Annotated in this window: 20 protein-coding genes; 16 read left to right on the forward strand and 4 right to left on the reverse strand. The window is 65.1% G+C overall.

The genetic code is table 11. The annotated features are described in order from the left end of the window. Positions 1-12: 12 nt before the first annotated feature. Positions 13-1803 carry a proline--tRNA ligase gene (locus tag AC1C2N_RS04025; RefSeq protein WP_483405728.1) on the forward strand — a complete coding sequence of 597 codons (1791 nt, stop codon included), beginning with the start codon at positions 13-15 and terminating at the stop codon, positions 1801-1803. A gap of 63 nt (positions 1804-1866) precedes the next feature. On the opposite strand, the gene AC1C2N_RS04030 is transcribed toward AC1C2N_RS04025, so the two are convergent. Further along, positions 1867-3339, reverse strand: a complete 1473-nt coding sequence (locus AC1C2N_RS04030) for an alanine/glycine:cation symporter family protein (protein ID WP_483405901.1) — start codon at positions 3337-3339, stop codon at positions 1867-1869. Positions 3340-3525: 186 nt separating this feature from the next. Here AC1C2N_RS04030 and AC1C2N_RS04035 point away from each other — a divergent pair, with 186 nt between their 5' ends. The 5 genes from AC1C2N_RS04035 to rbfA all read left to right on the forward strand — a co-directional run bounded on the left by AC1C2N_RS04035 (position 3526) and on the right by rbfA (position 9199). Next, complete coding sequence (locus AC1C2N_RS04035; protein ID WP_495432967.1) at positions 3526-4215, forward strand: hypothetical protein; 690 nt, start codon at positions 3526-3528, stop codon at positions 4213-4215. Between the two features lie 178 nt (positions 4216-4393). Next, entirely contained in the window at positions 4394-5380 is a 987-nt protein-coding gene (nusA, locus tag AC1C2N_RS04040) for a transcription termination factor NusA (RefSeq protein WP_483405730.1), read from the forward strand. Between the two features lie 107 nt (positions 5381-5487). Then, positions 5488-5748 carry a YlxR family protein gene (locus AC1C2N_RS04045; RefSeq protein WP_108390530.1) on the forward strand — a complete coding sequence of 87 codons (261 nt, stop codon included), beginning with the start codon at positions 5488-5490 and terminating at the stop codon, positions 5746-5748. Positions 5749-5831: 83 nt separating this feature from the next. Beyond that, complete coding sequence (gene infB / locus AC1C2N_RS04050) at positions 5832-8663, forward strand: translation initiation factor IF-2 (protein WP_495432968.1); 2832 nt, start codon at positions 5832-5834, stop codon at positions 8661-8663. Positions 8664-8761: 98 nt separating this feature from the next. After that, positions 8762-9199: a 30S ribosome-binding factor RbfA gene (gene rbfA, locus AC1C2N_RS04055; protein ID WP_108390532.1), complete on the forward strand. Its 438-nt coding sequence runs from the start codon at positions 8762-8764 to the stop codon at positions 9197-9199. 44 nt (positions 9200-9243) lie between these two features. Here the strand turns inward: rbfA and AC1C2N_RS04060 are convergent, their stop codons facing one another. After that, positions 9244-10116, reverse strand: a complete 873-nt coding sequence (locus tag AC1C2N_RS04060) for an HhH-GPD family protein (protein WP_483405902.1) — start codon at positions 10114-10116, stop codon at positions 9244-9246. A gap of 137 nt (positions 10117-10253) precedes the next feature. On the opposite strand from AC1C2N_RS04060, the gene AC1C2N_RS04065 reads away from it, so the two are divergent. After that, a complete protein-coding gene (locus AC1C2N_RS04065; RefSeq protein ID WP_495432970.1) occupies positions 10254-10928 on the forward strand; it encodes a nucleoside/nucleotide kinase family protein in 675 nt (224 codons plus the stop codon). 6 nt (positions 10929-10934) lie between these two features. Here AC1C2N_RS04065 and AC1C2N_RS04070 read toward each other — a convergent pair whose 3' ends face one another. After that, positions 10935-11984, reverse strand: a complete 1050-nt coding sequence (locus AC1C2N_RS04070) for a ketopantoate reductase family protein (protein ID WP_495432971.1) — start codon at positions 11982-11984, stop codon at positions 10935-10937. 31 nt (positions 11985-12015) lie between these two features. Between AC1C2N_RS04070 and truB the strand changes: the two genes are divergently transcribed. The 4 genes from truB to AC1C2N_RS04090 all read left to right on the forward strand — a co-directional run bounded on the left by truB (position 12016) and on the right by AC1C2N_RS04090 (position 14879). Beyond that, positions 12016-13056, forward strand: coding sequence for a tRNA pseudouridine(55) synthase TruB (truB, locus tag AC1C2N_RS04075; protein WP_495433076.1), 1041 nt, complete (start codon positions 12016-12018; stop codon positions 13054-13056). Next, a complete protein-coding gene (locus AC1C2N_RS04080; RefSeq protein ID WP_483405734.1) occupies positions 13053-13421 on the forward strand; it encodes a hypothetical protein in 369 nt (122 codons plus the stop codon). Before truB ends, AC1C2N_RS04080 begins: the two co-directional genes overlap by 4 nt. Before the next feature lie 67 nt (positions 13422-13488). After that, positions 13489-13953 (forward strand): hypothetical protein, encoded by a 465-nt coding sequence (locus AC1C2N_RS04085; protein WP_495432972.1) that lies wholly within the window; start codon positions 13489-13491, stop codon positions 13951-13953. Further along, positions 13950-14879, forward strand: a complete 930-nt coding sequence (locus tag AC1C2N_RS04090) for a bifunctional riboflavin kinase/FAD synthetase (RefSeq protein ID WP_495433077.1) — start codon at positions 13950-13952, stop codon at positions 14877-14879. Before AC1C2N_RS04085 ends, AC1C2N_RS04090 begins: the two co-directional genes overlap by 4 nt. 32 nt (positions 14880-14911) lie before the next feature. Here the strand turns inward: AC1C2N_RS04090 and AC1C2N_RS04095 are convergent, their stop codons facing one another. Then, entirely contained in the window at positions 14912-15589 is a 678-nt protein-coding gene (locus tag AC1C2N_RS04095; protein ID WP_495432973.1) for a maleylpyruvate isomerase family mycothiol-dependent enzyme, read from the reverse strand. Between the two features lie 66 nt (positions 15590-15655). Here AC1C2N_RS04095 and AC1C2N_RS04100 point away from each other — a divergent pair, with 66 nt between their 5' ends. The 5 genes from AC1C2N_RS04100 (at position 15656) to AC1C2N_RS04120 (ending at position 21550) form a co-directional block, all read left to right on the forward strand. Continuing rightward, positions 15656-16861, forward strand: coding sequence for an MFS transporter (locus tag AC1C2N_RS04100; RefSeq protein WP_495433078.1), 1206 nt, complete (start codon positions 15656-15658; stop codon positions 16859-16861). A 215-nt stretch (positions 16862-17076) separates the two neighbouring features. Then, on the forward strand, positions 17077-18033 hold the full coding sequence (locus AC1C2N_RS04105; protein ID WP_495432974.1) for a sugar-binding transcriptional regulator: 957 nt from the start codon (positions 17077-17079) through the stop codon (positions 18031-18033). An 86-nt stretch (positions 18034-18119) separates the two neighbouring features. Next, the gene (deoC, locus tag AC1C2N_RS04110) at positions 18120-19130 is read left to right on the forward strand and encodes a deoxyribose-phosphate aldolase (RefSeq protein WP_483405738.1); all 1011 of its coding nucleotides are present in this window, start codon (positions 18120-18122) and stop codon (positions 19128-19130) included. 9 nt (positions 19131-19139) lie between these two features. Further along, on the forward strand, positions 19140-20693 hold the full coding sequence (locus tag AC1C2N_RS04115) for an aldehyde dehydrogenase family protein (protein WP_495432975.1): 1554 nt from the start codon (positions 19140-19142) through the stop codon (positions 20691-20693). Beyond that, positions 20690-21550 carry an aldehyde dehydrogenase family protein gene (locus AC1C2N_RS04120; RefSeq protein ID WP_495432976.1) on the forward strand — a complete coding sequence of 287 codons (861 nt, stop codon included), beginning with the start codon at positions 20690-20692 and terminating at the stop codon, positions 21548-21550. Before AC1C2N_RS04115 ends, AC1C2N_RS04120 begins: the two co-directional genes overlap by 4 nt. Positions 21551-21570: the final 20 nt, after the last annotated feature.

The raw sequence follows: 21570 nt of genomic DNA on the forward strand, positions 1-21570 counted from the left end.
TAGCATAGACGGGTGGTAACTCGGCTAACTAACTATTTCCTCAAGACCCTCCGCGAAGACCCTTCAGACGCCGAGGTGATCAGTCACCGCCTGCTCGTCCGGGCCGGCTACATCCGGCGCCAGGCTCCGGGTATTTTCGCGTGGCTGCCCCTCGGCCTCAAGGTCAAGGGCAAGATCGAACAGATCATCCGTGATGAGATGACCCGTGCTGGTGCGCACGAGGTGCACTTCCCGGCACTTCTCCCGCGCGAACCGTACGAGGTCACCGGCCGCTGGGACGAGTACGGCGACGGACTCTTCCGGCTCAAGGACCGCAAGGGGAGCGACCTGCTGCTCGCTCCCACCCACGAGGAAGTGTTCACTCTCCTCGTCAAGGACCTGTACTCCTCGTATAAGGACCTGCCCCTGTCGATCTACCAGATCCAGGACAAGTACCGCGACGAGGCACGTCCCCGCGCCGGCCTGCTGCGCGGCCGAGAGTTCACGATGAAGGACGCGTACTCCTTCGACTACACCGATGCCGGCCTCGACGCGAGCTACATGGCACAGCGCGACGCCTACGAGCGCATCTTCACCCGCCTCGGCCTCGAATACGTCATCGTCCAGGCGGATGCCGGTGCAATGGGCGGATCACGCAGCGAAGAATTCCTGCACCCAACGCCCGTGGGCGAAGACACGTTCGTGCGCTCAGCTGGCGGCTACGCGGCCAATGTCGAGGCGTGGACCACGCTCGCACCCCCAGCCATCGCGATCGAGGGACAGGCGCCTGCAGAGGTTCACGACACCCCGAACACACCGACTATCCAGACCCTCGTCGATGTCGCCAATGCCGAGCACCCCCGCGAGGACGGTGCAGCCTGGACGGCGGCGGACACGCTGAAGAATGTCGTCCTGGCGCTCAACCACCTCGACGGTACCCGAGAGCTCGTCATCGTCGGCCTGCCCGGCGATCGCGACGTTGACCTCAAGCGCGCCGAGGTTGCCTTCGCTCCGGCTGAGATCGAGGCTGCGACCGAGGCCGACTTCGCCAAGCACCCGGGACTCGTCAAGGGCTACATCGGCCCGTGGAGCGAGAACGGCCCGGTGCTCGGCGAGAAGTCGGCGACGGGCATCCGTTACCTGCTCGACCCCCGCGTCGTGGACGGCACCAGCTGGATCACCGGAGCGAACGTCGACGGCAAGCACGTCTTCGGCCTCGTCGCCGGTCGCGACTTCACCGCTGACGGAATCGCCGATGTCGCTGAAGTGCGTGCCGGCGACCCCGCACCGGACGGATCAGGACCCGTCGAGCTCGCACGCGGCATGGAGATCGGCCACGTGTTCCAGCTTGGCCGTAAGTATGCGGAAGCCCTCGGGCTGAAGGTCCTGGACGAAAACGGCAAGCTCGTCACCGTCACGATGGGGTCATACGGCATCGGTGTCACGCGAATCCTCGCGATCATCGCCGAGCTCAACAACGATGAGAACGGCCTGATCTGGCCCGAGACCGTCGCTCCTTTCGATGTCTACGTCGTTGCTACGGGCCGAGATGCAGCGGTCTTCGAGGCGGCGGAGAGCGTCGTTGCCGACCTCGAAGCTGCAGGGTTCGATGTACTCTTCGATGACCGCCCGAAGGTCTCACCCGGCGTCAAATTCGGTGACGCCGAACTGATCGGCATCCCGAAGATCGTCATCGCCGGTCGCGGTGTCGCCGACGGTGTCGTCGAGCTGTGGGACCGCCGCACGAACGAGCGCACTCCGGTTCCGATCAGTGAAGCAGCAGCAACGCTCCAGGCCGGCAGCAAGGCCACACAGAGCGTCTGACGCTCGCATGCAAAAACCCCGGTCGGATGATTCCGACCGGGGTTTTTATATGGCGCCAGGGAGTTAGCGGCCGTGGTGAGCGCCGTGCTTGATGATCGGCATCGGGCCGGTGACGCTCAACTGGTCCTCCCAGCACTCGACGTTCTTAAGCTCGGGCAGGCGCTCTTTGGTGAACACCGGATCGAAGCCATCGCGCCTCTGGTCTGAGTAGTCCTTGAGGAGCTTGAATGCCACACCACCGAGCAATCCGATCGCCGTGAGGTTGACGAGTGCCATCACGCCCATCAAGCCGTCAGCGGTGTTCCAGACGATGTCAGCCGTGAGCACCGAGCCCGCGAGTACCGCGACCACGGCGGCAACGCGGTAGACCGTCAGCCACACGGGCTTCGTCGTGATGAACTCGATGTTCGATTCGCCGTAGTAGTAGTTTCCGAGGATCGAGCTGAACGCGAGCAGGAAGACGATCACGCTGAGCAGGATGCCGGACCACGCCCCGAGCTGACTCGTGACGGCGTCGAAGGTGAGGCCGATTCCGCGCTCAGCATTCGCGAGGTCCGGTGTCGAGACCAGGACGATGAACGCCGTGATCGAGCAGATGAGGAACGTGTCGAAGTAGACGCCGAGCGTCTGCACCAGGCCCTGCTTCACCGGATGGGTGACCGCCGCTGACGCACCGGCGTTCGGCGCAGAACCGAGCCCTGCCTCGTTCGAGAACATCCCGCGCTTGACGCCCTGGAGGATGATCGTGCCGATCGCCCCACCGGCGACCTGCTGGAAGCCGAAGGCCCCGGCAAAGATCTCCCCGAAGACCCGGGGTACCTCGGTCACGTTCAACCCGACGATGATGACGCCGACGACGAGGTACAGGAGCGCCATGAGAGGCACGATGGCCTGCGTGACCGAAGCGATTCGTCGCACGCCGCCGAAGACGACGAGGCCGGTGAGCACGGCGAGGGCGAGGCCGACAACCCACGGCAGCCAGGTGAGCTCAACTCCGACCGTGCTCATGACTGTCGCGCTAATGGTGTTCGCCTGCAGAGAGCTGAACGCGAGCGGGAAGCAGAGGATGAGGATCACAGCGAAGAGGATGCCCATCCACCTGGCCCCGAGACCGCGTTCCATGTAATAAGCGGGGCCGCCTCTGAACCCGTCTTTGTCCTTGGTCTTATACAGCTGGCCGAGTGTTGACTCGACGAAGCTCGATGCGCCACCGATGAACGCCATGGTCCACATCCAGAACACCGCACCGGGGCCGCCGATGGCGATCGCGGTTCCGACCCCGGCGATATTGCCGACGCCGACGCGGGATGCTGCCGAAATGGTGAAGGCCTGGAACGCCGAAACCGACTGCGCTTTGCCGCTCGAATCGAGCGGCGTCTTGTCGGTGAGCGTCCGGAACATCTCCGGAATCATGCGGAACTGGACGACGCCGGTTCTCACTGTGAAGTACAGGCCGAGAAGTCCAACAACGGGTAGTAGCACCCAGGTCCAGAGTCCGTCTCCCGCTGCGAGCACGAGATTATTGAGTGCGTCCATCATTCAAACCTAACCGCCAGCCGGCGCGCCTTCGTTCACGGAGCGGTCTGGGAGGCCACCAGGCAGCGCCACTTCGCCGACTTTCGTAACGTATCTGTTATCGGACCGCCAGCGCTGAGCGCCCAGCCGTCCAGTAGGTTCTGACCAGTGGCGAGAGTCTCGTTCTCGCTGATGAGACGAGGAGCCATGATGGTTCGGGCACGCACGCTTTCGGCGCTGGCGCTTGTGGTCCTTCTGGGCGCGGCCGGATGCGTAACCCCACCGACTTCCCCGCCACGGCAGCCCAGCGCGACCGCATCACCGTCGGTGACGCCGACGTCGTCCCCCACCCCGGACGCTCCCCTCGTCAGTATCGTCGTCATCGGTGTTGACGGCCTCTCAACGCAGTCGGCGGAAGGGGAGGAGATCAGCGTCCTGCCCTACGATTCCGATCCTGACGCCGCCATTTCGGCCGTTACCCGGATCTTTGGCGCCGAACCGGCCGTGGAACACTTCCCGGGCGACCAGAACTGTGACGCCGAGCGGGTGGAATACCGGTGGAGCGCCATGTCCATCAACGTGGAAGGAGAGCTCTCGAGCGCGACATCCTTCTGGGCGGTTTCTGAGCCGGATGCCGGAAATTCCGGCATCGTCGTCCAGTCCGAACACGGCGGACAGGTCGGCGGATCCTTCGTCGAGCTGTTGTCGAAGATCCCTGATCCGCTTACGGCCATGTTGGATGAGGAGGGCGAGCGTTTGGAGTGGCTCATGGACGGACTGAGCGAAGAGCCCGATAGCACGGTGGAACGCGAGTACTGGCTTGGGGCCCGAGTTCACGCTGTTGATGATGAGATCGTCCAAATCGTTGCTCCCGTCTCTCTGTGGGGTGCCTGCTAGCAACAATCGCTTCGCTGTCACCGCTGTCACCGCTGTCACCGCTGCCACGGCTGTCACGGTTATCGCGACGGCAGGGCAGGCAGCCCCGTGGTGTTGGAAAGCGCGCGCGTCGGGTAAGTTAGAAGATCGATCCGCCAGTGCAGAAGTGGCGGTGGCAGCTGAATAGAGGAGTACCCCGGTGGACATCGATCTCAACGTACTGAAGATGATGGAGCGGGAGAAGGAAATCCCCCTCGGCGAACTCATCGGCATCATCGAACAGGCTATTCGTACCGCCTACATCAAGAGCCAGACCGAACCGGGTGAAGCAGAACCCGACGTCCGCGTCGAGCTGGACCGGAAGACCGGTCACGTCGCTGTCCTCATTCCTGAAAAGGACGAAGAGGGCAATATCATCGGCGAGGCCGAGTCGACCCCTGAGGACTTCGGCCGCATCGCTGCTTTCGCAGCGAAGCAGGTCATCAACCAGCGTCTGAGGGACCTCGCTGACGACGCGATCCTCGGCGAGTTCAAAGGCCGCGAAGGTGACATCGTCGCGGGTGTCGTGCAGCAGGGTCCCAACCCGCGCATGGTGCATATCGACCTCGGAACCATCGAAGCGATTATGCCGCCCGAAGAGCAGGTCCCCGGCGAGGAATACAAGCATGGTGCCCGCATCCGGGTCTACGTCACGAGCGTTGCCCGTGGAATGAAGGGCCCGCAGATCACCGTGTCTCGCACCCACCCGTCTCTCGTTCGCAAGCTTTTCGCGCTCGAGGTCCCTGAGATCGCATCCGGCGTCGTCGAGATCGTGTCGCTTGCCCGAGAAGCAGGTCACCGCACAAAGATCGCCGTGCGCGCCAACGACCCGAGCGTCAATGCCAAGGGTGCGTGCATCGGCGAGCTCGGACGACGGGTTCGCGCGGTGACGGAGGAACTCGGCACCGAGAAGATCGATATCGTCGACTACTCGCCGAACCTGGCTACGTTTGTCGCCAACGCGCTCTCGCCGGCGAAGGTCACGAGCACTTTCATGATCGACGAGTCCACCAAGGCTGTCAGGGCGCTCGTGCCCGACTACCAGCTGTCCCTCGCTATCGGCAAGGAAGGGCAGAACGCCCGCCTCGCCGCGAAGCTGACGGGCGCGAAGATCGACATCCAGCCGGACTCGATCCTCGAGGACTGAATACGCTGCTGACCGGATCAGCCGCCTGGTCGGGTCGAGAGGCCGAATTCTATCCTCGAGGCTCGACCACGCGCTGCCGGGCGTCTTCGAATTGAGGGAGTGCTAGGATGGAACCCGTTAGAACGTGCGTCGGATGCCGCGTACGTGCCGAGAGATCCTCCCTCGTGAGGGTCGTGGCCAGGGACTCACAGCTCGTGGTGGACACCACCGCGTCGCTGCCAGGCCGAGGCGCGTGGCTGCATCCGCAAATCCAGTGTTACCAACTCGCAGTGAAGCGGCGGGCCTTCGGGCGTGCCCTTCGTGAGCCGAGGTCCCTCGACACGGCAGCACTTGAAATTTCAGTACGAGAGAACAGGCTGAACGGCTAATGGACAACTAATGAGCGGCTCGAAATGAGACCCGTCCGTAAATAAAGGTCCGCCCTGTCTGGGTGGACCCAGACAGGAGAATAGTGGCTGGAAAACCACGCGTACACGAGATCGCATCTGAACTCGGTGTCGACAGCAAGGTAGCCCTTGCGAAACTGAAGGAACTGGGCGAATTCGTCAAGTCGCCCTCATCAACTATTGAACCCCCGGTTGCACGGAAGCTTCGTGCTGCCCTTGAAGCGGACGGCGCCAAGCCCTCCGCTCCTGACGCGGCAAAGGCCCCGGCCACCTCGGCGAAGCCGGGCTCACGCCCGACGCCCGCTCCGGCTAAGAAGCCTGCAGCCGCCGCTCCGGCACCGGCTGCGGAGCCCGCCGCGAAGACGGAAGCCCCTGCAACACCTGCAGCGCCTGCAGCACCGGCGCCAGCCGCAGAGGCAGCACCGGCCGCAGAAGCAGCACCGGCAGCATCCGCAACACCATCAGCAACGCCATCGCCCGCTGCTCCGGCAGCCGCGGAAGCGTCGGCTGACGCCGCGACCGGCTCTGCAGACAAGCCAGCAGCACCGGGTGGTCCTCGCCCAGGCGCACCTCGCCCGGGTAACAACCCGTTCGCGAGCGCACAGGGCATGGGCCAGCGCCCGGCAACACCGCGTCCGGGTAACAACCCGTTCGCAAGCGCGCAGGGCATGGGCCAGCGCCCCGCTCCGACCCCGAGCAACATTCCTCGCCCGCAGGCACCCCGACCCGGTTCGCCGCGTCCGGGCGCTCCGCGTCCCGGCGCTGCAGGTCAGCGTCCCGGCGGCGGCGGATTCCAGCGTCCCGGTGGCGCAGGTCGCCCCGCAGGTGGCGGATTCCAGCGCCCAGGCGCTCCCGCTGCCGGTGGATTCCAGCGTCCGGGTGGCGCTCCAGGTGCTCCAGGCTCGAACTTCGGCCCCAACCGCCCCGCAGGTGGCGGCGGTCGTGGCCGTGGCCCCGGTGGTGGAACCGCCGGTGCGTTCGGTCGTGGTGGCGGCAAGAGCAAGTCACGCAAGTCGAAGCGCGCCAAGAGGCAGGAATTCGAACTCAGGGAAGCTCCGTCGCTTGGTGGCGTGAGTGTTCCCCGCGGTGATGGAACGACCATCGTCCGTCTTCGCCGTGGAGCGTCCATCTCGGACTTCGCCGACAAGATCGACGCGAGCCCCGGAAACCTCGTCACCGTGCTGTTCCACCTCGGTGAAATGGCGACGGCTACCGAGTCCCTCGACGAGGCGACCTTCGGCATCCTCGGTGAAGAGCTCGGCTACCGGATCCTCATCGTTTCCCCCGAGGAAGAGGACCGCGAGCTTCTCGAAGGCTTCTCGATCGACCTCGACCAGGAGCTTGCAGACGAGACGGACGAAGATCTTGAGATCCGCCCGCCCGTCGTCACGGTCATGGGTCACGTCGACCACGGTAAGACCCGACTGCTCGACGCCATCCGTAACGCCAACGTCGTTGCGGGAGAAGCCGGCGGCATCACGCAGCACATCGGTGCGTACCAGGTCGTCGCTGAGCACGAGGGCGTCGAACGCCCCATCACCTTCATCGACACACCGGGCCACGAGGCGTTCACCGCCATGCGTGCCCGTGGTGCGCAGGTCACCGACATCGCGATCCTCGTGGTCGCGGCCGACGACGGCATCATGCCCCAGACGATTGAGGCACTCAACCACGCACAGGCAGCAAACGTGCCGATCGTGGTCGCAGTGAACAAGATCGATAAGGAAGACGCCAACCCGCAGAAGGTGCGCCAGCAGCTCACCGAATACGGACTCGTCGCCGAGGAATACGGTGGAGACGTCATGTTCGTCGACGTGTCAGCGCGCAACAACATCAACATCAAGGAACTCCTTGACGCTGTGCTGTTGACCGCAGACGCCGGCCTCGACATGCGCGCCAACCCGAACAAGGACGCCCGTGGTGTCGCGATCGAAGCGAAGCTCGACAAGGGACGCGGTGCTGTTGCGACAGTGCTCATCCAGTCGGGAACGCTCAAGGTCGGAGACCCGATCGTCGCCGGTACCGCTTACGGCCGTGTCCGTGCGATGGCAGACGAAAACGGCGACGCCGTCGAGTTCGCTACCCCGTCACGTCCGGTCCAGGTTCAGGGTCTGTCTTCGGTGCCCCGCGCCGGCGACACGTTCCTCGTCACTGACGATGACCGCACAGCACGTCAGATCGCTGAGAAGCGTGAAGCTGCTGAGCGCAACGCCCAGCTGGCCAAGTCCCGCAAGCGCATCAGCCTTGAGGACTTCACCCGCGCTCTCGAAGAGGGCAAGGTCGAATCGCTCAACCTCATCATCAAGGGTGACGTCTCCGGTGCCGTCGAGGCACTGGAAGAGTCGCTGCTCAAGATCGAGATTGACGACAGTGTCCAGCTGCGCATCATCCACCGCGGTGTCGGTGCGATCACCGAGTCGGACGTCAACCTGGCGACCATCGACAACGCGATCATCATCGGCTTCAACGTGCGCCCCGACCCGAAGGCTCGGGAACGTGCCGCCCGCGAAGGCGTCGACATCCGGTTCTACTCGGTTATCTACAACGCCATCGACGATGTGGAAGCAAGCCTCACCGGCATGCTCAAGCCCGAGTACGAAGAAGTCCAGTCCGGTGTCGCCGAGATCCGCGAGGTGTTCCGTTCCTCCAAGTTCGGCAACATCGCCGGTGTCATCGTTCGCTCGGGAACCATCACGAGGAACGCGAAAGCTCGCGTTATCCGCGACGGTGTTGTGCTCGGTGACAACCTCGCCATCGAATCGCTGCGTCGGTTCAAGGACGACGTCACCGAGGTTCGGACGGACTTCGAGGCTGGAATCGGCCTCGGCAAGTTCAACGACATCCAGATCGGTGACGAGATCGAGACGACAGAGATGAAAGAGAAGCCGCGCGTCTAGGCTCCTCTCGACTGCGGCAGCCTCTTTGGGGCTGCCGCAGTCGATTCCGTCCCTGTACAGGGACACAGGGACTGCAGGCAAGGCTGAAGGAGAAGATCATGGGCGAGAACCCACGAGCACGTAAACTGGCCGACCGTATCCAGGAAGTCATCGCCAAGCGCATCGAGCGTGGAATGCGTGACCCCCGGCTCGGATTCGTCACGATCACCGACGTCCGCGTCACGGGAGACCTCCAGCACGCGAGCGTGTTCTACACGGTCTACGGCTCTGACGAGGAACGGGCAGACTCAGCGGCCGCACTCGAGGCGGCCAAGGGCATGCTTCGAAGCGAAGTCGGCAAGAACATCACGGCACGGCTGACCCCGAGCCTCGAGTTCATCCACGACGCCCTCCCGGAGAACGCCAAGCACCTGGACGAGCTCCTCGCCAAGGCCCGCGAACGCGACTCATCGATCGAGGCACTCAAGTCCACGGCGACATACGCCGGCGACCCCGACCCGTACGTCAAACCACGGGTTGCTGACGACGACGAATAAACCGAACACACTAGAGCTTCGAGCAAAACGGGCTGTGTGCCGCCTCAGGGCAGCACATAGCCCGTTTGTGCGTTCACGGCCAGCCCGTCGGCGACGAGTCCAGCGAGTGCGCGTTCGCGCTGAACGGCATCCGGCCACAGGCTTTCGATCTCGGCCGGTGTGACGGGAACGTGCGCCGCACGCAACTCGGCCATGATCAGGCCACGGACGTGCCTGTCACTGCCTTCATACTTCTTCTGCACAGCCTTCCGTTTGCCCTCGTACGCCGGATAGCCCGCGAGACGCCAGGCGCAGGCATCAGCGATGGGGCACTCATCGCACTTCGGCGCCCTTGCCGTGCACACGATCGCACCGAGCTCCATCGCACCGGCGTTGAACACCCTCGCATCCTCGACGCTTTCCGGCAGCAGCCGCTCCATCGCGGCGAGGTCGCGGGCATTCGACGGGGGAGCGGGCTCCTGGTTACCGTCGATCGCGCGCGCGATCACGCGTCTGGTATTGGTGTCGACGACCGGATGCCTGTGGCCATACGCGAACACCGACACGGCTCGCGCGGTGTAATCACCGACCCCTGGCAGGGCGAGGAGATCGTCGACACCCTGCGGCACGATCCCATCGTGCCGCTCGGCGATCGTGACGGCAGCAGCGTGCAGCCAGAGAGCTCGGCGCGGGTAGCCGAGGTTCGCCCACGCCCGAACGGCTTCACCGGGCGGAACGCTCGCGAGCGCCCCCGGCGACGGCCAGCGCTCGAGCCACTCGGCAAGGCGGGGGATCACACGGGCGACGGGGGTCTGCTGCAGCATGAACTCAGACACCAGGATTCCCCACGCCGGGAACCCCGGCTCGCGCCACGGCAGGGCGCGGCCGCTCGTGGTGAACCAGTCGATGATCCGGTCAGACAGCACCGAGTCAGACAACTGGGCTGACAGCGGCGGGGACAGCACCGGGGCCGACGGCTGCGGGGCGGACGGCAGCGGCGCGGGACGCGGGGCGAGGGGAGTGTCAGACATACGTCCGTCAAGCGTATGCGGTCGGCCAGAGGTATTCTCGACTGATGAGTCTTGTTTCGACACCCAGGGTCGAGCTGTTGCGTGACCTGCGAGAAGAGATCACCCACAATTACCCCGCAGGCCGCACGATTGTGGCGGTGGACGGCATCCAGGGCTCCGGCACTGCGGCGTTCGCCGATGACCTCGCCGATGTGTTCCGTGAAGCGGACAGGGCCGCCTTCCGTGCCTCGATCGACGACTTCCACCGGCCGAGGGAGGAGCGATACGCGCGGGGACGGAACTCCGCTGAAGGTTACTACCATGACTCGTTCGACTACTCGCTGCTTCGCCGTGTGCTCATCGAGCCGTTCCGGTTGGCGGGAAGCACCGGATTCCAGCTCGCGGGTTTCGATGAGAAACGCAACACGGGTGAAGAGCTTCGATGGGTGACAGGACCAAAAGACGCCGTGCTCATCGTCGACGGTGTTTTCCTCCACCGGCCTGAGCTTCGCGGACTCTGGCACTATTCGATCTGGCTCGACGTGCCGTTCTCGGAGGCGTACCGGCGGCTGGCAGAGTCGCTCGGCGCAGATCCGGATCCTCAGGCCGCGTCCAACGCAAGGTACGTCGGTGGCCAGCAGCTCTACCAGCGAGAAGCGAACCCGCGCACCAGCGCGACCGCGGTGGTCAACAATTCTGTTGAAGCCAGTCCTGCCCGGGTCTTCCTGGACAGCTGCTGAGTCCGCTCACACGTGCGTGCGGGCCTCGGCACCGGACACAACGCTGGCCACAGCATCCGCCACCTGCCGCGGGGTGAAGAAGACCCCGGTCTTCTCGACCTCGTGCACGAGGGCCGTCAGTGATTCGTTGACCGGGGCGCGACGCCCGAGCGCGCGTGCCTGCCGCACGACTGCCCCGTTGAGGAAGTCGATCTCCGTGGGCTGGCCCCGCCTGATCGACTGCAGCGTCGAGCCGGGGTTGGGGACCGGTCCCATCCTGGCCGCGAAACGGGCGGGCAACGCCTGTCCGAGCGCGACGGGCAGCCGAGCGAAAAAGCGAAGCCTGAGGTCACCCAGACCCTGAATCGACCCGAAACGGATGCCGGTGGCAGCGCCGACGCGCACCGTCTCCCGCATGCTCCTCGTCATGATCATGCGAAGGGAACGATCGGCAACGACCTCCTGCACGCTCAAGCCAGTGATCGCCGGCAGGGCGTTGAGCTGGTTGACGAGGAGCTTCGTCCACTGCGCTCCCACGAAATTACCGATGGCCGTGAACCGCAACGCCTCACCGAGCTCGGCCTCGATCCGCCGGACCTCGGCGTCGGGCTGGCCGGTGCCCCTGCCGACGTAAGTCGTCGCCGGGGTGGTCACCCGCACGGCGCCCGGCTCCAGGTACGACGCCGCGACGATCGACAGCGCACCGATGCATGACGAGTCGACGAGTGTTTTCGCGACTGTGTCGACACCGTCGAGACCGTTCTGCACAACGATCACCGGTGTCCCGTTGATCGCCTGGCCGTGTTCGGCGAGAGCGGATGCTGTGTCCTGCGCTTTGACGGCGATGAACGCGAGGTCAAAGTCCCCACCGGGCATTTCGGGGGTCGTGAGTTGCGGGACGGCGACGAGCTTCGTTGTGTCCCACTCGCCGAACCCGCCGCTCAGATGAATTCCGCTCGCGCTGACCGCCTCGAGCTGCGCTCCGCGGGCGACCAGCGTGACCTCGTAGCCGGCCCGGTCGAGAAGTGCCGCGAAGGTGGAGCCGAGGGCTCCAGCTCCGATCACGGCAACACGCATGCCTTCAGCCTACGGTGCCGCGTGTGGGAAGATGGTCTGTCGCCCGCAAGGCACGAAAGGACCATCTGTGCACTCCGGCATCCTCCTCGTTGACAAGCCGCAATCGATCACGAGCCACGACGTCGTCGCGCGCACCCGGAGACTCGCGGGCACCCGTCGGGTCGGACACGCGGGCACCCTCGACCCGATGGCGACCGGTCTCCTGATCCTCGGCATCAACTCATCCACCCGCCTTCTCACCTACCTCGTCGGGCAGGACAAGGAATACCTCGCGACGATCAGGCTCGGGATCTCCACGACGACGGATGACGCCGAGGGCGAACCGGTCGAGCGGGCGGATCCGGATGCCGTTTCCCGCGTCACCGACGCTGCGATCGCGTCAGCGGTCGCCGACCTCACCGGAAGTATCTCCCAGGTTCCGTCGAGCGTCAGCGCCATCAAGGTCGACGGTAAACGGGCATACGCACTCGTCCGTGCCGGTGAAACCGTCGAGCTCAAGTCCCGCCCGGTCACCGTCTCACGCTTCGACGTTCTTAACCGAACCGACGGCGAGGGCATCGTGGACCTCGAGGTCCGCGTCGAATGCTCCTCGGGAACCTACATCCGCGCCCTGGCCAGGGACCTCGGTACAGCCCTCGGCGTCGGCGGTCACCTCACGAGCCTCCGGCGCACACGCATCGGGCCGTTCAGTGTCGACAACGCTCCCCGCCTCGACCAACTCGACGTCGCAGCGAGCCTCATCGGCCCGGCGGAGGCGGCATCCGTTCTCTTTCCCCGCATCGCGCTCACCGAGCAGCAGGCCATCGACCTGGGGCACGGCAAGAAGGTCCCCGCCGCTGAGCTCGCATTGTCCGGGCCCCTCGGTGATGATTCACTCGCCGCCGCTGTCGCCCCTGACGGACGGCTGGTCGGACTCGTGAAGATCGCGGGGGATGTCGCGAAGAGCGCCGTCAACTTCCCGGCCGATGCAGTGGCACCTCCGAAGGACGCTCAGGCAACATCCGACGCGACGGCTGAAACGACGGCTGCGCCGGCGGCTCAGGCAACAGGCGACGGGGAAACCCGGGCATGATCGAGTGGTTTACCTGGCTGCAGGTGGCTGTAGCGGTTGGGGCTGGCCTGCTCTGTGTGATTCTCGGATTCGCCGGCAAAAAACCGAGTGACCTCACCCTGGGCTCGCTCGCGCTCGTGGAACTCCTCCTCATCGCCCAGCTCGTCGTGGCCATCGTCGCACCGTTCACGGGCAACGAACCGGTCGGAAGCGTCCTCGAGTTCTACACCTATCTCGTTTCGGCGATTCTGTTGCCGGCCGCAGCGGGCTTCTGGGCTTTGGTGGACCGCAGCAAGTGGAGCACTGTGATCCTCGGCGTCGTCGCACTAGCGATCGCGGTGATGGTCTACCGGATGCAGCAGATCTGGACGACGCTCCCGTTCTGAGCCCCACAGAGGCGTTCTGAGCCTCGCTGAGGACTGCCTGCCCAACGCGAATAGAATTAGCGGTGTCATGACATCACACAACGAACAAGTCTCAAACGGGACCGGGGCGGCCCTCGCGCCCCGACGGAGTATCTCAGGCATCGGCCGCGTTCTCGTTGTCGTCTACGGGATCCTCGCTCTCGGGGCGACGGGCCGTTCATTCGTGCAGATCGCCGAGCGGTTCGGTGACGCGCCGCTCGCGTACTCGCTGTCGGCACTCGCCGCCGTGGTCTACATCGTTGCGACAATTGCGCTCATTCGCAGCGGGTCAGGGTGGTATCGGATCGCCTGGCTGACCATCGGATTCGAGCTGCTCGGTGTCCTGACGATCGGGACGCTCAGTGTGCTCGAACCCCAGTTGTTCCCCGAAGCGACAGTGTGGTCGTACTTCGGCGCTGGGTACCTCTTCATTCCACTGGTGCTTCCTCCGCTCGGAATGTGGTGGCTCGCGAGCCACAGGCCCGCCCGCCGTTCGACGGTTGCGGCAGCGTGATCACGTTCCGGCGGGTCAGCGACATCCCGGCAGGTTTTGGCCCGACCGCTGTCACCATCGGCAAATTCGACGGGGTACACGGGGGTCACCGCGCGGTGATCGAGCGGCTGAAACAGGCCGCAGGTGAACGCGGACTCAACTCGGTCGTCGTCACGTTCGACCGGCATCCGCTTGCCCTGCTCGCCCCCGAAAAGGCACCGCCCGTCCTGGTAAGCAACGAACAGAAGCTCGACCTCCTCGCTGAAACCGGAATCGATGCGGCGCTGCTGCTGCCGTTCGACCGGGAATTCTCGTGGCTCAGCCCCGAAGAGTTCGTCACGACGGTGCTTACCGATGGCCTCAAGGCGAAGCTCGTGCTCGTTGGCAACGACTTCAGGTTCGGCCACAGGGGCGCGGGCGATGTCGCCATGCTTCGCGAACTGGGTGCCAGACACGGGTTCGACGTGGAGACCATCCCCGACGTTGCTCCCGACGATGGCAGGCGGGTGTCGTCCACCTGGATCCGTGAGCTGCTCGCGGAGGGGCGGGTGGCTGAGGCCTCCCGCCTGCTCGGACACGACCCCGCCGTTCGCGGAGTCGTCGTGCACGGGGCCAAGCGCGGACGTGAACTCGGGTACCCGACGGCCAACCTTTCGCCGGACTCGGACGGCCTGATCCCCGCGGACGGTGTTTACGCCGGCTGGCTGCGCGTGGGCTCACGACGGTTCCCCGCCGCGATTTCGGTTGGCAACAACCCGACGTTCGACGGTGTGCCGCAGAAGCAGGTCGAAGCGTACGTGCTCGACGAGGACATCGACCTGTACGACCAGGTCGTCGAGGTGCAGTTCGTCGACCGCATCCGCGGCCAGGTCGCCTTCACCGGCATCGATCCGCTCATCGTGCAGATGGCAGACGACGTCGAGCGGGTCAGGCTACTGCTTTCCTGACGGCCGGGTGAGCCCGGTGGGCTCTGGTGCGCTCAGGCAAGCCCTGGCGTCGGAGCGGGTGCCAGAAGGCGTTCCCGTCCCGGCGGCTGCATGGCCTTGCGGCCGTTGAGGAACAGAATGACGCTCGCGGCATCCGCGATGATCTCCGATCCGTGCCCGATCTTCCACCCGGCGTCCTCTGCGACGAGAGTTCGGTGCCTGATCACGGCGCGCACTCGCCGCGGTGCCTTCAGCGCGCTGGCCGTCGCCACCCGGTGGGTCGTCGCCGGTGCGAATGGGAGCCGAATCTCCAGGGGGTGCAGGGCGTCGTAGCCGTGCACGACGACCTCGAGAAGTTCGCCGGCGTTCGTGCGTCCGTGTCCCTGTGCTTTCTCGGCGGCGATCGCACGCAACTCCCGGCGCAACTCGTCTGTGCCGCCCGAGTCGGCGATCCCGCGTGCGATGTCGTCGAACGACTCCATCGGGTTTGCGTGGTGCCCGGCGACGGACGCCCGGACAATGTCGCCCGCCAGTCGCATCGATGGCGTGCCGATCCGCCAGACCAGATGCGCGATGGTGTCCTTGACGCTCCAGCCCTCGCAGAGACTCGGGCTCGCCCACTGCACCGCGGTGAGGGTATCGAGGCCGTCGCCCACAACGGCAAGAGCTTCCGCAATCTCGATTCCCCTGGAGGGCGTTGACGGTTCCTGGCGTGATCGGGAGGCAGACATGAGTACAGGTTACGCGCGGCGGGCGTCGTCGGTCGAGAAGCGCACCGCCCATACACTTGGACCGTGATGTCGAACGCGAACCGTCCGCTGCTCGCCGGCAGGACGCTCGCGTTCATCGGCCTTATCCTCGTCGCCGCAAACCTCAGGACCGCGGTCGGGGCGCTGTCGCCCATCATCGGCCGCATCTCGGAGGACCTTCCTCTCGACCCTCTCGTCGTCGGCCTGCTCGGTGCGATGCCGCCGGTGTGCTTCGCGCTCTTCGGGATCATCACCCCGGCCCTCGTCCGCCGCAGTCGGCTCGAGCTCGTACTCATCCTCGCGCTCGCCGCGATTCTCGTGGGGCATCTGATCCGAGGTATCGCCGGTGACGTCCTGACGTTCGTGATCGGCAGCGCGGTGACCTTCGCCGGACTCGGCCTCGGCAACGTACTTCTGCCACCGATCGTGAAGAAGTATTTCCCCGACCGGATCGCACTGATGACGACGGTGTACGTCACAATGTTGTCCGTTTCGACACTCATCCCACCGCTGATCGCCGTTCCCGTCGCCGACAGCGCAGGGTGGCGGATCTCCCTCGCCATGTGGGCAGGGGTGACCGTCGTAGCCCTCGTTCCGTGGCTCGTGCTCAACCTCCATGCCAGGCGTACCCCGCCGTCACCGCGCATCGAACCCGCACGGACCGAGGTGGTTGGCCGGCTCTGGCGTTCTCCGCTGGCCTGGTCGCTGGCCGTCATCTTTGGCCTCTCGTCACTCAATGCGTATGCGATGTTCGCGTGGTTGCCGAGTCTTCTCCACGACATCGTCGGTGTGAGCGATGCAACAGCCGGAGTGTGGCTGTCGGTCTTCGCCTTCATGGGTTTTCCGGCCGGGCTGCTGATTCCGATCCTCGCCGTACGTATGAGAAACGTCGCACTCCTGGTCTATGTGGCGATCGGATGCCTCGTGGCCGGTTATGCGGGACTCCTGATCGTTCCCACCGTCGCGCCTCTCTTCTGGGTGGTGCTTATCGGTCTTGGGCCGCTCCTGTTCCCGCTCGCACTGGTGCTCATCAACCTGCGGACAAGGACCCATGACGGGGCAATAGCCCTGTCGAGTTTCGTGCAGGGCGTCGGCTATGTCCTCGGGGCGCTTGGCCCGCTTGTCGTCGGCATTACGCACGATGTGACCGACGGCTGGACCGTTCCGCTTGTGATCCTGATCGCTGTCGCGTTCATCGGCGTCTTCGCCGGGGCGATCGTGGCCAGGGACCGCAGCATCGAGGACGGCGCGTGACCGCACCGGCGTGATCTGCACCAGCGGGACCTGCACTGGCGTCGTTCCCAGCACCCAACATCCGCCGGGGTAATCCCCGCATCGTGCTCATATGAGCAGAAACCCCTACCTGTGTTGTTTTGAGCACTGTCGGGATTTAGTCTGGGGTTGGCGGGCTGGCAGGGTCCGTGGCGGGAGGGTCCGTGCCGGCAGAGCAACGAACGTCAGGGGAAGCGGTGGAAACCATCGACAACGACGAGCTGCTCTCCATCCGCGCGGCCGAGCTGTACTACGACGAGAACAAGACTCAGGACGAAGTCGGCGCGATTCTCAAGCTCACCAGATGGAAGGTCGGGCGGCTGCTCGCCTCCGCCAAGGAAAAGGGCTTCATCCGCATCGAGATCGTCCACCCCCGGGCGCGCAAGCTGACGCTCGAGCGCAGCCTTCGCGAACGCTTTGGACTCGACGACGCCATAGTCGTCCCCGCGGCGGGGACGAACAGCGCCGACGATCTCCGCGCACGCGCCGCTCAAGCCGCAGCCGACTATCTCGCGAGCCTCCGCCCCGTACCCAGGGTCCTCGGCGTGAGCTGGGGTCGAACCCTCCATGACGTTGCCGAACACCTCAGTGACGGCTGGGCCACCGGCGTGAACGTCGTGCAGATCAACGGCGGGGTGAGCGTGAACCAGCGAGCGGGCACAGCGGCAGCCACGGCGTTCGAGATCGCCCGCAAGGCCTCCGGTCAGGCCACACTGCTCCCGAGCCCGGCCATCCTGGAGCGGCTCGAGACCAAACGATCCATCGAGGCCGATCGCACGGTCGGGGGAGTGCTCGCGATGGCGGCTGACGCAGCCGCGTACCTCTACAGCGCCGGCGTGGCCGGCCACGACTCCGCGCTCGTCGACAGCGGGTACCTGACACCGAACGACGTGGACGAACTCGTGCGCCGAGGTGCTGTCGGCGATGTCGTCGGGCGCTACATCGACGCGGCCGGCATGATCGTCGACCCGTCGCTCGACGAGCGAACTGTCGGCCTGAGCCTTGCCACGCTGCGCAGTGCGGCGACGAGCATCGCGGTGATCGCCGGCGCTGGCAAGATCGCCGTCGCGCGCGCCGTCGTCACGAGCGGCCTGTGTACCGTGCTCGTCACCGACGAGGCGACAGCGCTCGCCCTGCTCGACGCCGGCAGCTGACGCTCTTACGCACCAGGCGCTGCGCCCCCGGCACAGTGCCCCAAGACTTCTCGACCTGAACACACTTTATGCAGGAGGATCCACGCATGACCGAAACCAGACAGGCTGTTGTTCCGCGAGCAACAGCCCTCGAGCTCTTCGACGGGCCGATGACCGATGCGAATCTCCGTCGCTACCTCGAGGGAATTCCCGGGGTCGACGCTGTCGGCCTCGAGCAGCGCGCTGCGGGACTCGGCACACGCTCGATCAAGACCAGCTCCAAGAAGTGGGCCCTCGACACAACCATCGGGCTCATCGACCTCACAACACTCGAGGGTGCCGATACTCCCGGGAAGGTGCGTTCTCTCGTCGCGAAGGCGATCACCCCGGACGCCTCAGATCCGTCGACGCCCCGGGTTGCCGCTGTGTGTGTCTACGGAGACATGGTGCCGTATGCCGTTGAGGCGCTTGGCTCGCACCACGCTCGCGGTACCGACTCCGGAATCAATGTCGCCGCTGTCGCAACCGCATTCCCGTCCGGCCGCGCGTCGCTCGCCATCAAGCTCAGCGATACAGCGGATGCCGTCGACGCAGGCGCCGATGAAATCGACATGGTCATCGACAGGGGTGCGTTCCTCTCCGGTCGTTACGGCCAGGTGTTCGACGAGATCGTAGCCGTCAAGGAAGCCTGCCGGCGCTCAGACGGCAGCTACGCGCACCTCAAGGTGATTCTCGAGACCGGAGAGCTCAACACCTACGACAACGTTCGCCGGGCATCGTGGCTCGCCATCCTCGCCGGCGGCGATTTCATCAAGACGTCCACGGGCAAGGTGGCTCCGGCGGCGACGCTTCCGGTCACCCTCCTCATGCTCGAAGTGGTGCGCGACTGGCACCGCCTCACCGGCGAGAAAATCGGCGTCAAGCCGGCTGGCGGCATCCGCACGTCGAAGGACGCCATCAAGTACCTCGTCACCGTTGCCGAAACCGTCGGTGAGGAATGGCTGCAACCGCACCTCTTCCGCTTCGGCGCGTCGAGCCTGCTCAATGACGTTCTGCTCCAGCGGCAGAAGATGTCCACGGGGCACTACTCCGGCGCCGACTACGTCACAATCGATTAAGGATTTTCAATGAGTTTTCTGGACTACGCACCGGCCCCCGAGTCGACGGCGATCCTCAACCTGAAGAGTGAATACGGCCTCTTCATCAACGGCGAGTTCGTGAGCGGAAGCGGCACCCCGTTCACCACGATCTCACCGGCGACCGAAAAGACGATCACCACTCTCGCTTCTGCCGACGACTCTGATGTCGATCGAGCGGTCGCGGCCGCTCGTGCCGCGTACGACAACGTCTGGTCACGGATGTCGGGCGCCGACAGGGGCAAGTACCTGTTCCGCATTGCGCGGCTCGTCCAGGAGCGGGCTCGTGAACTCGCCGTTGCTGAAAGCCTCGACAACGGCAAGCCGATCAAGGAGAGCCGCGACGTCGACGTGCCACTCGTTGCAGCGTGGTTCTTCTACTACGCGGGCTGGGCGGACAAGCTCGATCACGCCGGTGTCGGACCCAACCCCGCATCGCTCGGGGTCGCCGGCCAGATCATTCCGTGGAACTTCCCGCTGCTCATGCTCGCCTGGAAGATCGCCCCTGCGCTCGCCGCGGGCAATACCGTCGTGCTGAAGCCAGCCGAGACCACCTCGCTCACCGCGTTGCTGTTCGCCGAGATCCTGCAGCAGGCAGACCTGCCAGCCGGTGTCGTCAACATCATTACCGGCGCCGGTTCGACCGGGTCAGCCCTGGTCAACCACCCCGACGTGAACAAGATCGCGTTCACCGGATCGACGAACGTCGGCCGCGGCATCGCCCGCGCAATCGCCGGAACCGACAAGCGCGTCACTCTCGAACTCGGTGGAAAGGCCGCCAACATCGTCTTCGACGATGCGCCGATCGACCAGGCCATCGAGGGCATCGTCAACGGCATCTTCTTCAACCAGGGCCACGTCTGCTGCGCGGGTTCACGGCTCCTCGTGCAGGAGAACATTCACGACGAGGTCGTCGACCGGCTCAAGGAGAGGCTGTCGACCCTGCGTCTCGGCGACCCGCTCGACAAGAACACCGACATCGGTGCCGTCAACTCGGCGGCGCAGCTCGATCGGATCCGCACATTGACCGATGTGGGGGTGGCTGAGGGTGCCGAACGGTGGAGCCCCGACTGTGTCCTTCCGTCTGAGGGTTTCTGGTTCGCGCCGACCATCTTCACCAACGTCTCGACGAGCCACAGGATCGCCCGCGAGGAGATCTTCGGACCGGTGCTGAGCGTAATGACGTTCCGAACCCCCGCCGAAGCGATCGCCAAGGCGAACAACACGCCGTACGGTCTTTCCGCCGGGATCTGGAGCGATAAGGGCAGCCGCATCCTCGCTGTCGCGGACAAGCTCCGTGCCGGGGTGATCTGGGCGAACACCTTCAACAAGTTCGACCCGGCGAGCCCGTTCGGCGGGTACAAGGAATCCGGTTACGGGCGAGAGGGCGGACGACACGGGCTCGGTGCCTACCTCAAGCCCGCCGGTTCGGCCCGCCAGGTCACGTCGGCTCCCGCCGCCGACCTCACCACGACTGCCGCAGCATCCGATGCAACGCTTGCAACGGATGCAACGGATGCAACGACACAGAAGGGCACCAAATGAGCCGCCTCGCCGTTCCCAAGACCTACAAGCTCTACATCGGCGGGAAGTTTCCCCGCTCGGAGTCCGGCCGCACCTACGAGGTGACCTCGAAAGACGGCGTCTTCCTCGCCAACGCCGCGAAAGCATCCCGCAAGGATGCCCGCGACGCCGTCGTTGCCGCACGCAGCGCGCTGTCCGGCTGGTCAGGCGCGACACCGTATAACCGCGGCCAGGTGCTCTACCGCATCGCGGAACTGCTCGAGGGGCGCCGCGTGCAGTTCATCGACGAGATCGAGCAATCCGAGGGCGTCTCGACCGAGGCCGCGACCGCTCAGGTCGACGAAGCCATCGACCGCTGGGTCTGGTACGCCGGGTGGGCTGACAAGTACGTCCAGGTCGCCGGAAACGCCAACCCGGTCTCTGGCCCGTACTTCAACCTCTCGGTTCCTGAGCCCACCGGAGTCGTGGCGATTGTTGCTCCGCAGGACACATCGCTGCTCGGTTTGGTCAGCGTGGTGGCCCCGGCGCTTGTCGCAGGCAACACGGTCGTCGTGATCGCGTCAGAAGCGCTGCCGCTCTCGGCGATCAGCCTCTCCGAGGTCCTCGCGACCAGCGACGTCCCCGGTGGTGTCGTCAACATCCTCACGGGCTCGCCCGCCGAGATCACCCCGTGGCTCGCGTCGCACGCCGACGTCAACGCGCTCGACCTCACCGGCGCGGGAGACCTCGACTGGATCGACCTCGAGATCGCCGCCGCTGAGACGCTCATGCGGGTGCTTCGACCCGAGAACGGTTCGGATGCCGCGGCGCCGAGCCTCGACCGGATCACGGCGCTGACCGAGACGAAGACCGTCTGGCACACCAAGAGCCTGATCTAGTCTCAGTGACCAGCACCAGC

The sequence above is a fragment of the Mycetocola sp. Y791 genome (assembly GCF_059445325.1).

Bases quoted from the DNA above. Each gene is read 5' to 3' on its own strand.
- AC1C2N_RS04100 (WP_495433078.1), top strand. From the start codon at position 15,656: ATGTCGAACGCGAACCGTCCGCTGCTCGCCGGCAGGACGCTCGCGTTC.
- rbfA (WP_108390532.1), top strand. From the start codon at position 8,762: ATGGGCGAGAACCCACGAGCACGTAAACTGGCCGACCGTATCCAGGAA.
- AC1C2N_RS04095 (WP_495432973.1), bottom strand. From the start codon at position 15,589: ATGTCTGCCTCCCGATCACGCCAGGAACCGTCAACGCCCTCCAGGGGA.
- AC1C2N_RS04070 (WP_495432971.1), bottom strand. From the start codon at position 11,984: ATGCGTGTTGCCGTGATCGGAGCTGGAGCCCTCGGCTCCACCTTCGCG.
- AC1C2N_RS04045 (WP_108390530.1), top strand. From the start codon at position 5,488: ATGGAACCCGTTAGAACGTGCGTCGGATGCCGCGTACGTGCCGAGAGA.
- deoC (WP_483405738.1), top strand. From the start codon at position 18,120: ATGACCGAAACCAGACAGGCTGTTGTTCCGCGAGCAACAGCCCTCGAG.
- AC1C2N_RS04085 (WP_495432972.1), top strand. From the start codon at position 13,489: ATGACATCACACAACGAACAAGTCTCAAACGGGACCGGGGCGGCCCTC.
- AC1C2N_RS04065 (WP_495432970.1), top strand. From the start codon at position 10,254: ATGAGTCTTGTTTCGACACCCAGGGTCGAGCTGTTGCGTGACCTGCGA.
- AC1C2N_RS04115 (WP_495432975.1), top strand. From the start codon at position 19,140: ATGAGTTTTCTGGACTACGCACCGGCCCCCGAGTCGACGGCGATCCTC.
- AC1C2N_RS04080 (WP_483405734.1), top strand. From the start codon at position 13,053: ATGATCGAGTGGTTTACCTGGCTGCAGGTGGCTGTAGCGGTTGGGGCT.
- truB (WP_495433076.1), top strand. From the start codon at position 12,016: ATGGTCTGTCGCCCGCAAGGCACGAAAGGACCATCTGTGCACTCCGGC.
- AC1C2N_RS04030 (WP_483405901.1), bottom strand. From the start codon at position 3,339: ATGGACGCACTCAATAATCTCGTGCTCGCAGCGGGAGACGGACTCTGG.
- AC1C2N_RS04035 (WP_495432967.1), top strand. From the start codon at position 3,526: ATGATGGTTCGGGCACGCACGCTTTCGGCGCTGGCGCTTGTGGTCCTT.
- AC1C2N_RS04120 (WP_495432976.1), top strand. From the start codon at position 20,690: ATGAGCCGCCTCGCCGTTCCCAAGACCTACAAGCTCTACATCGGCGGG.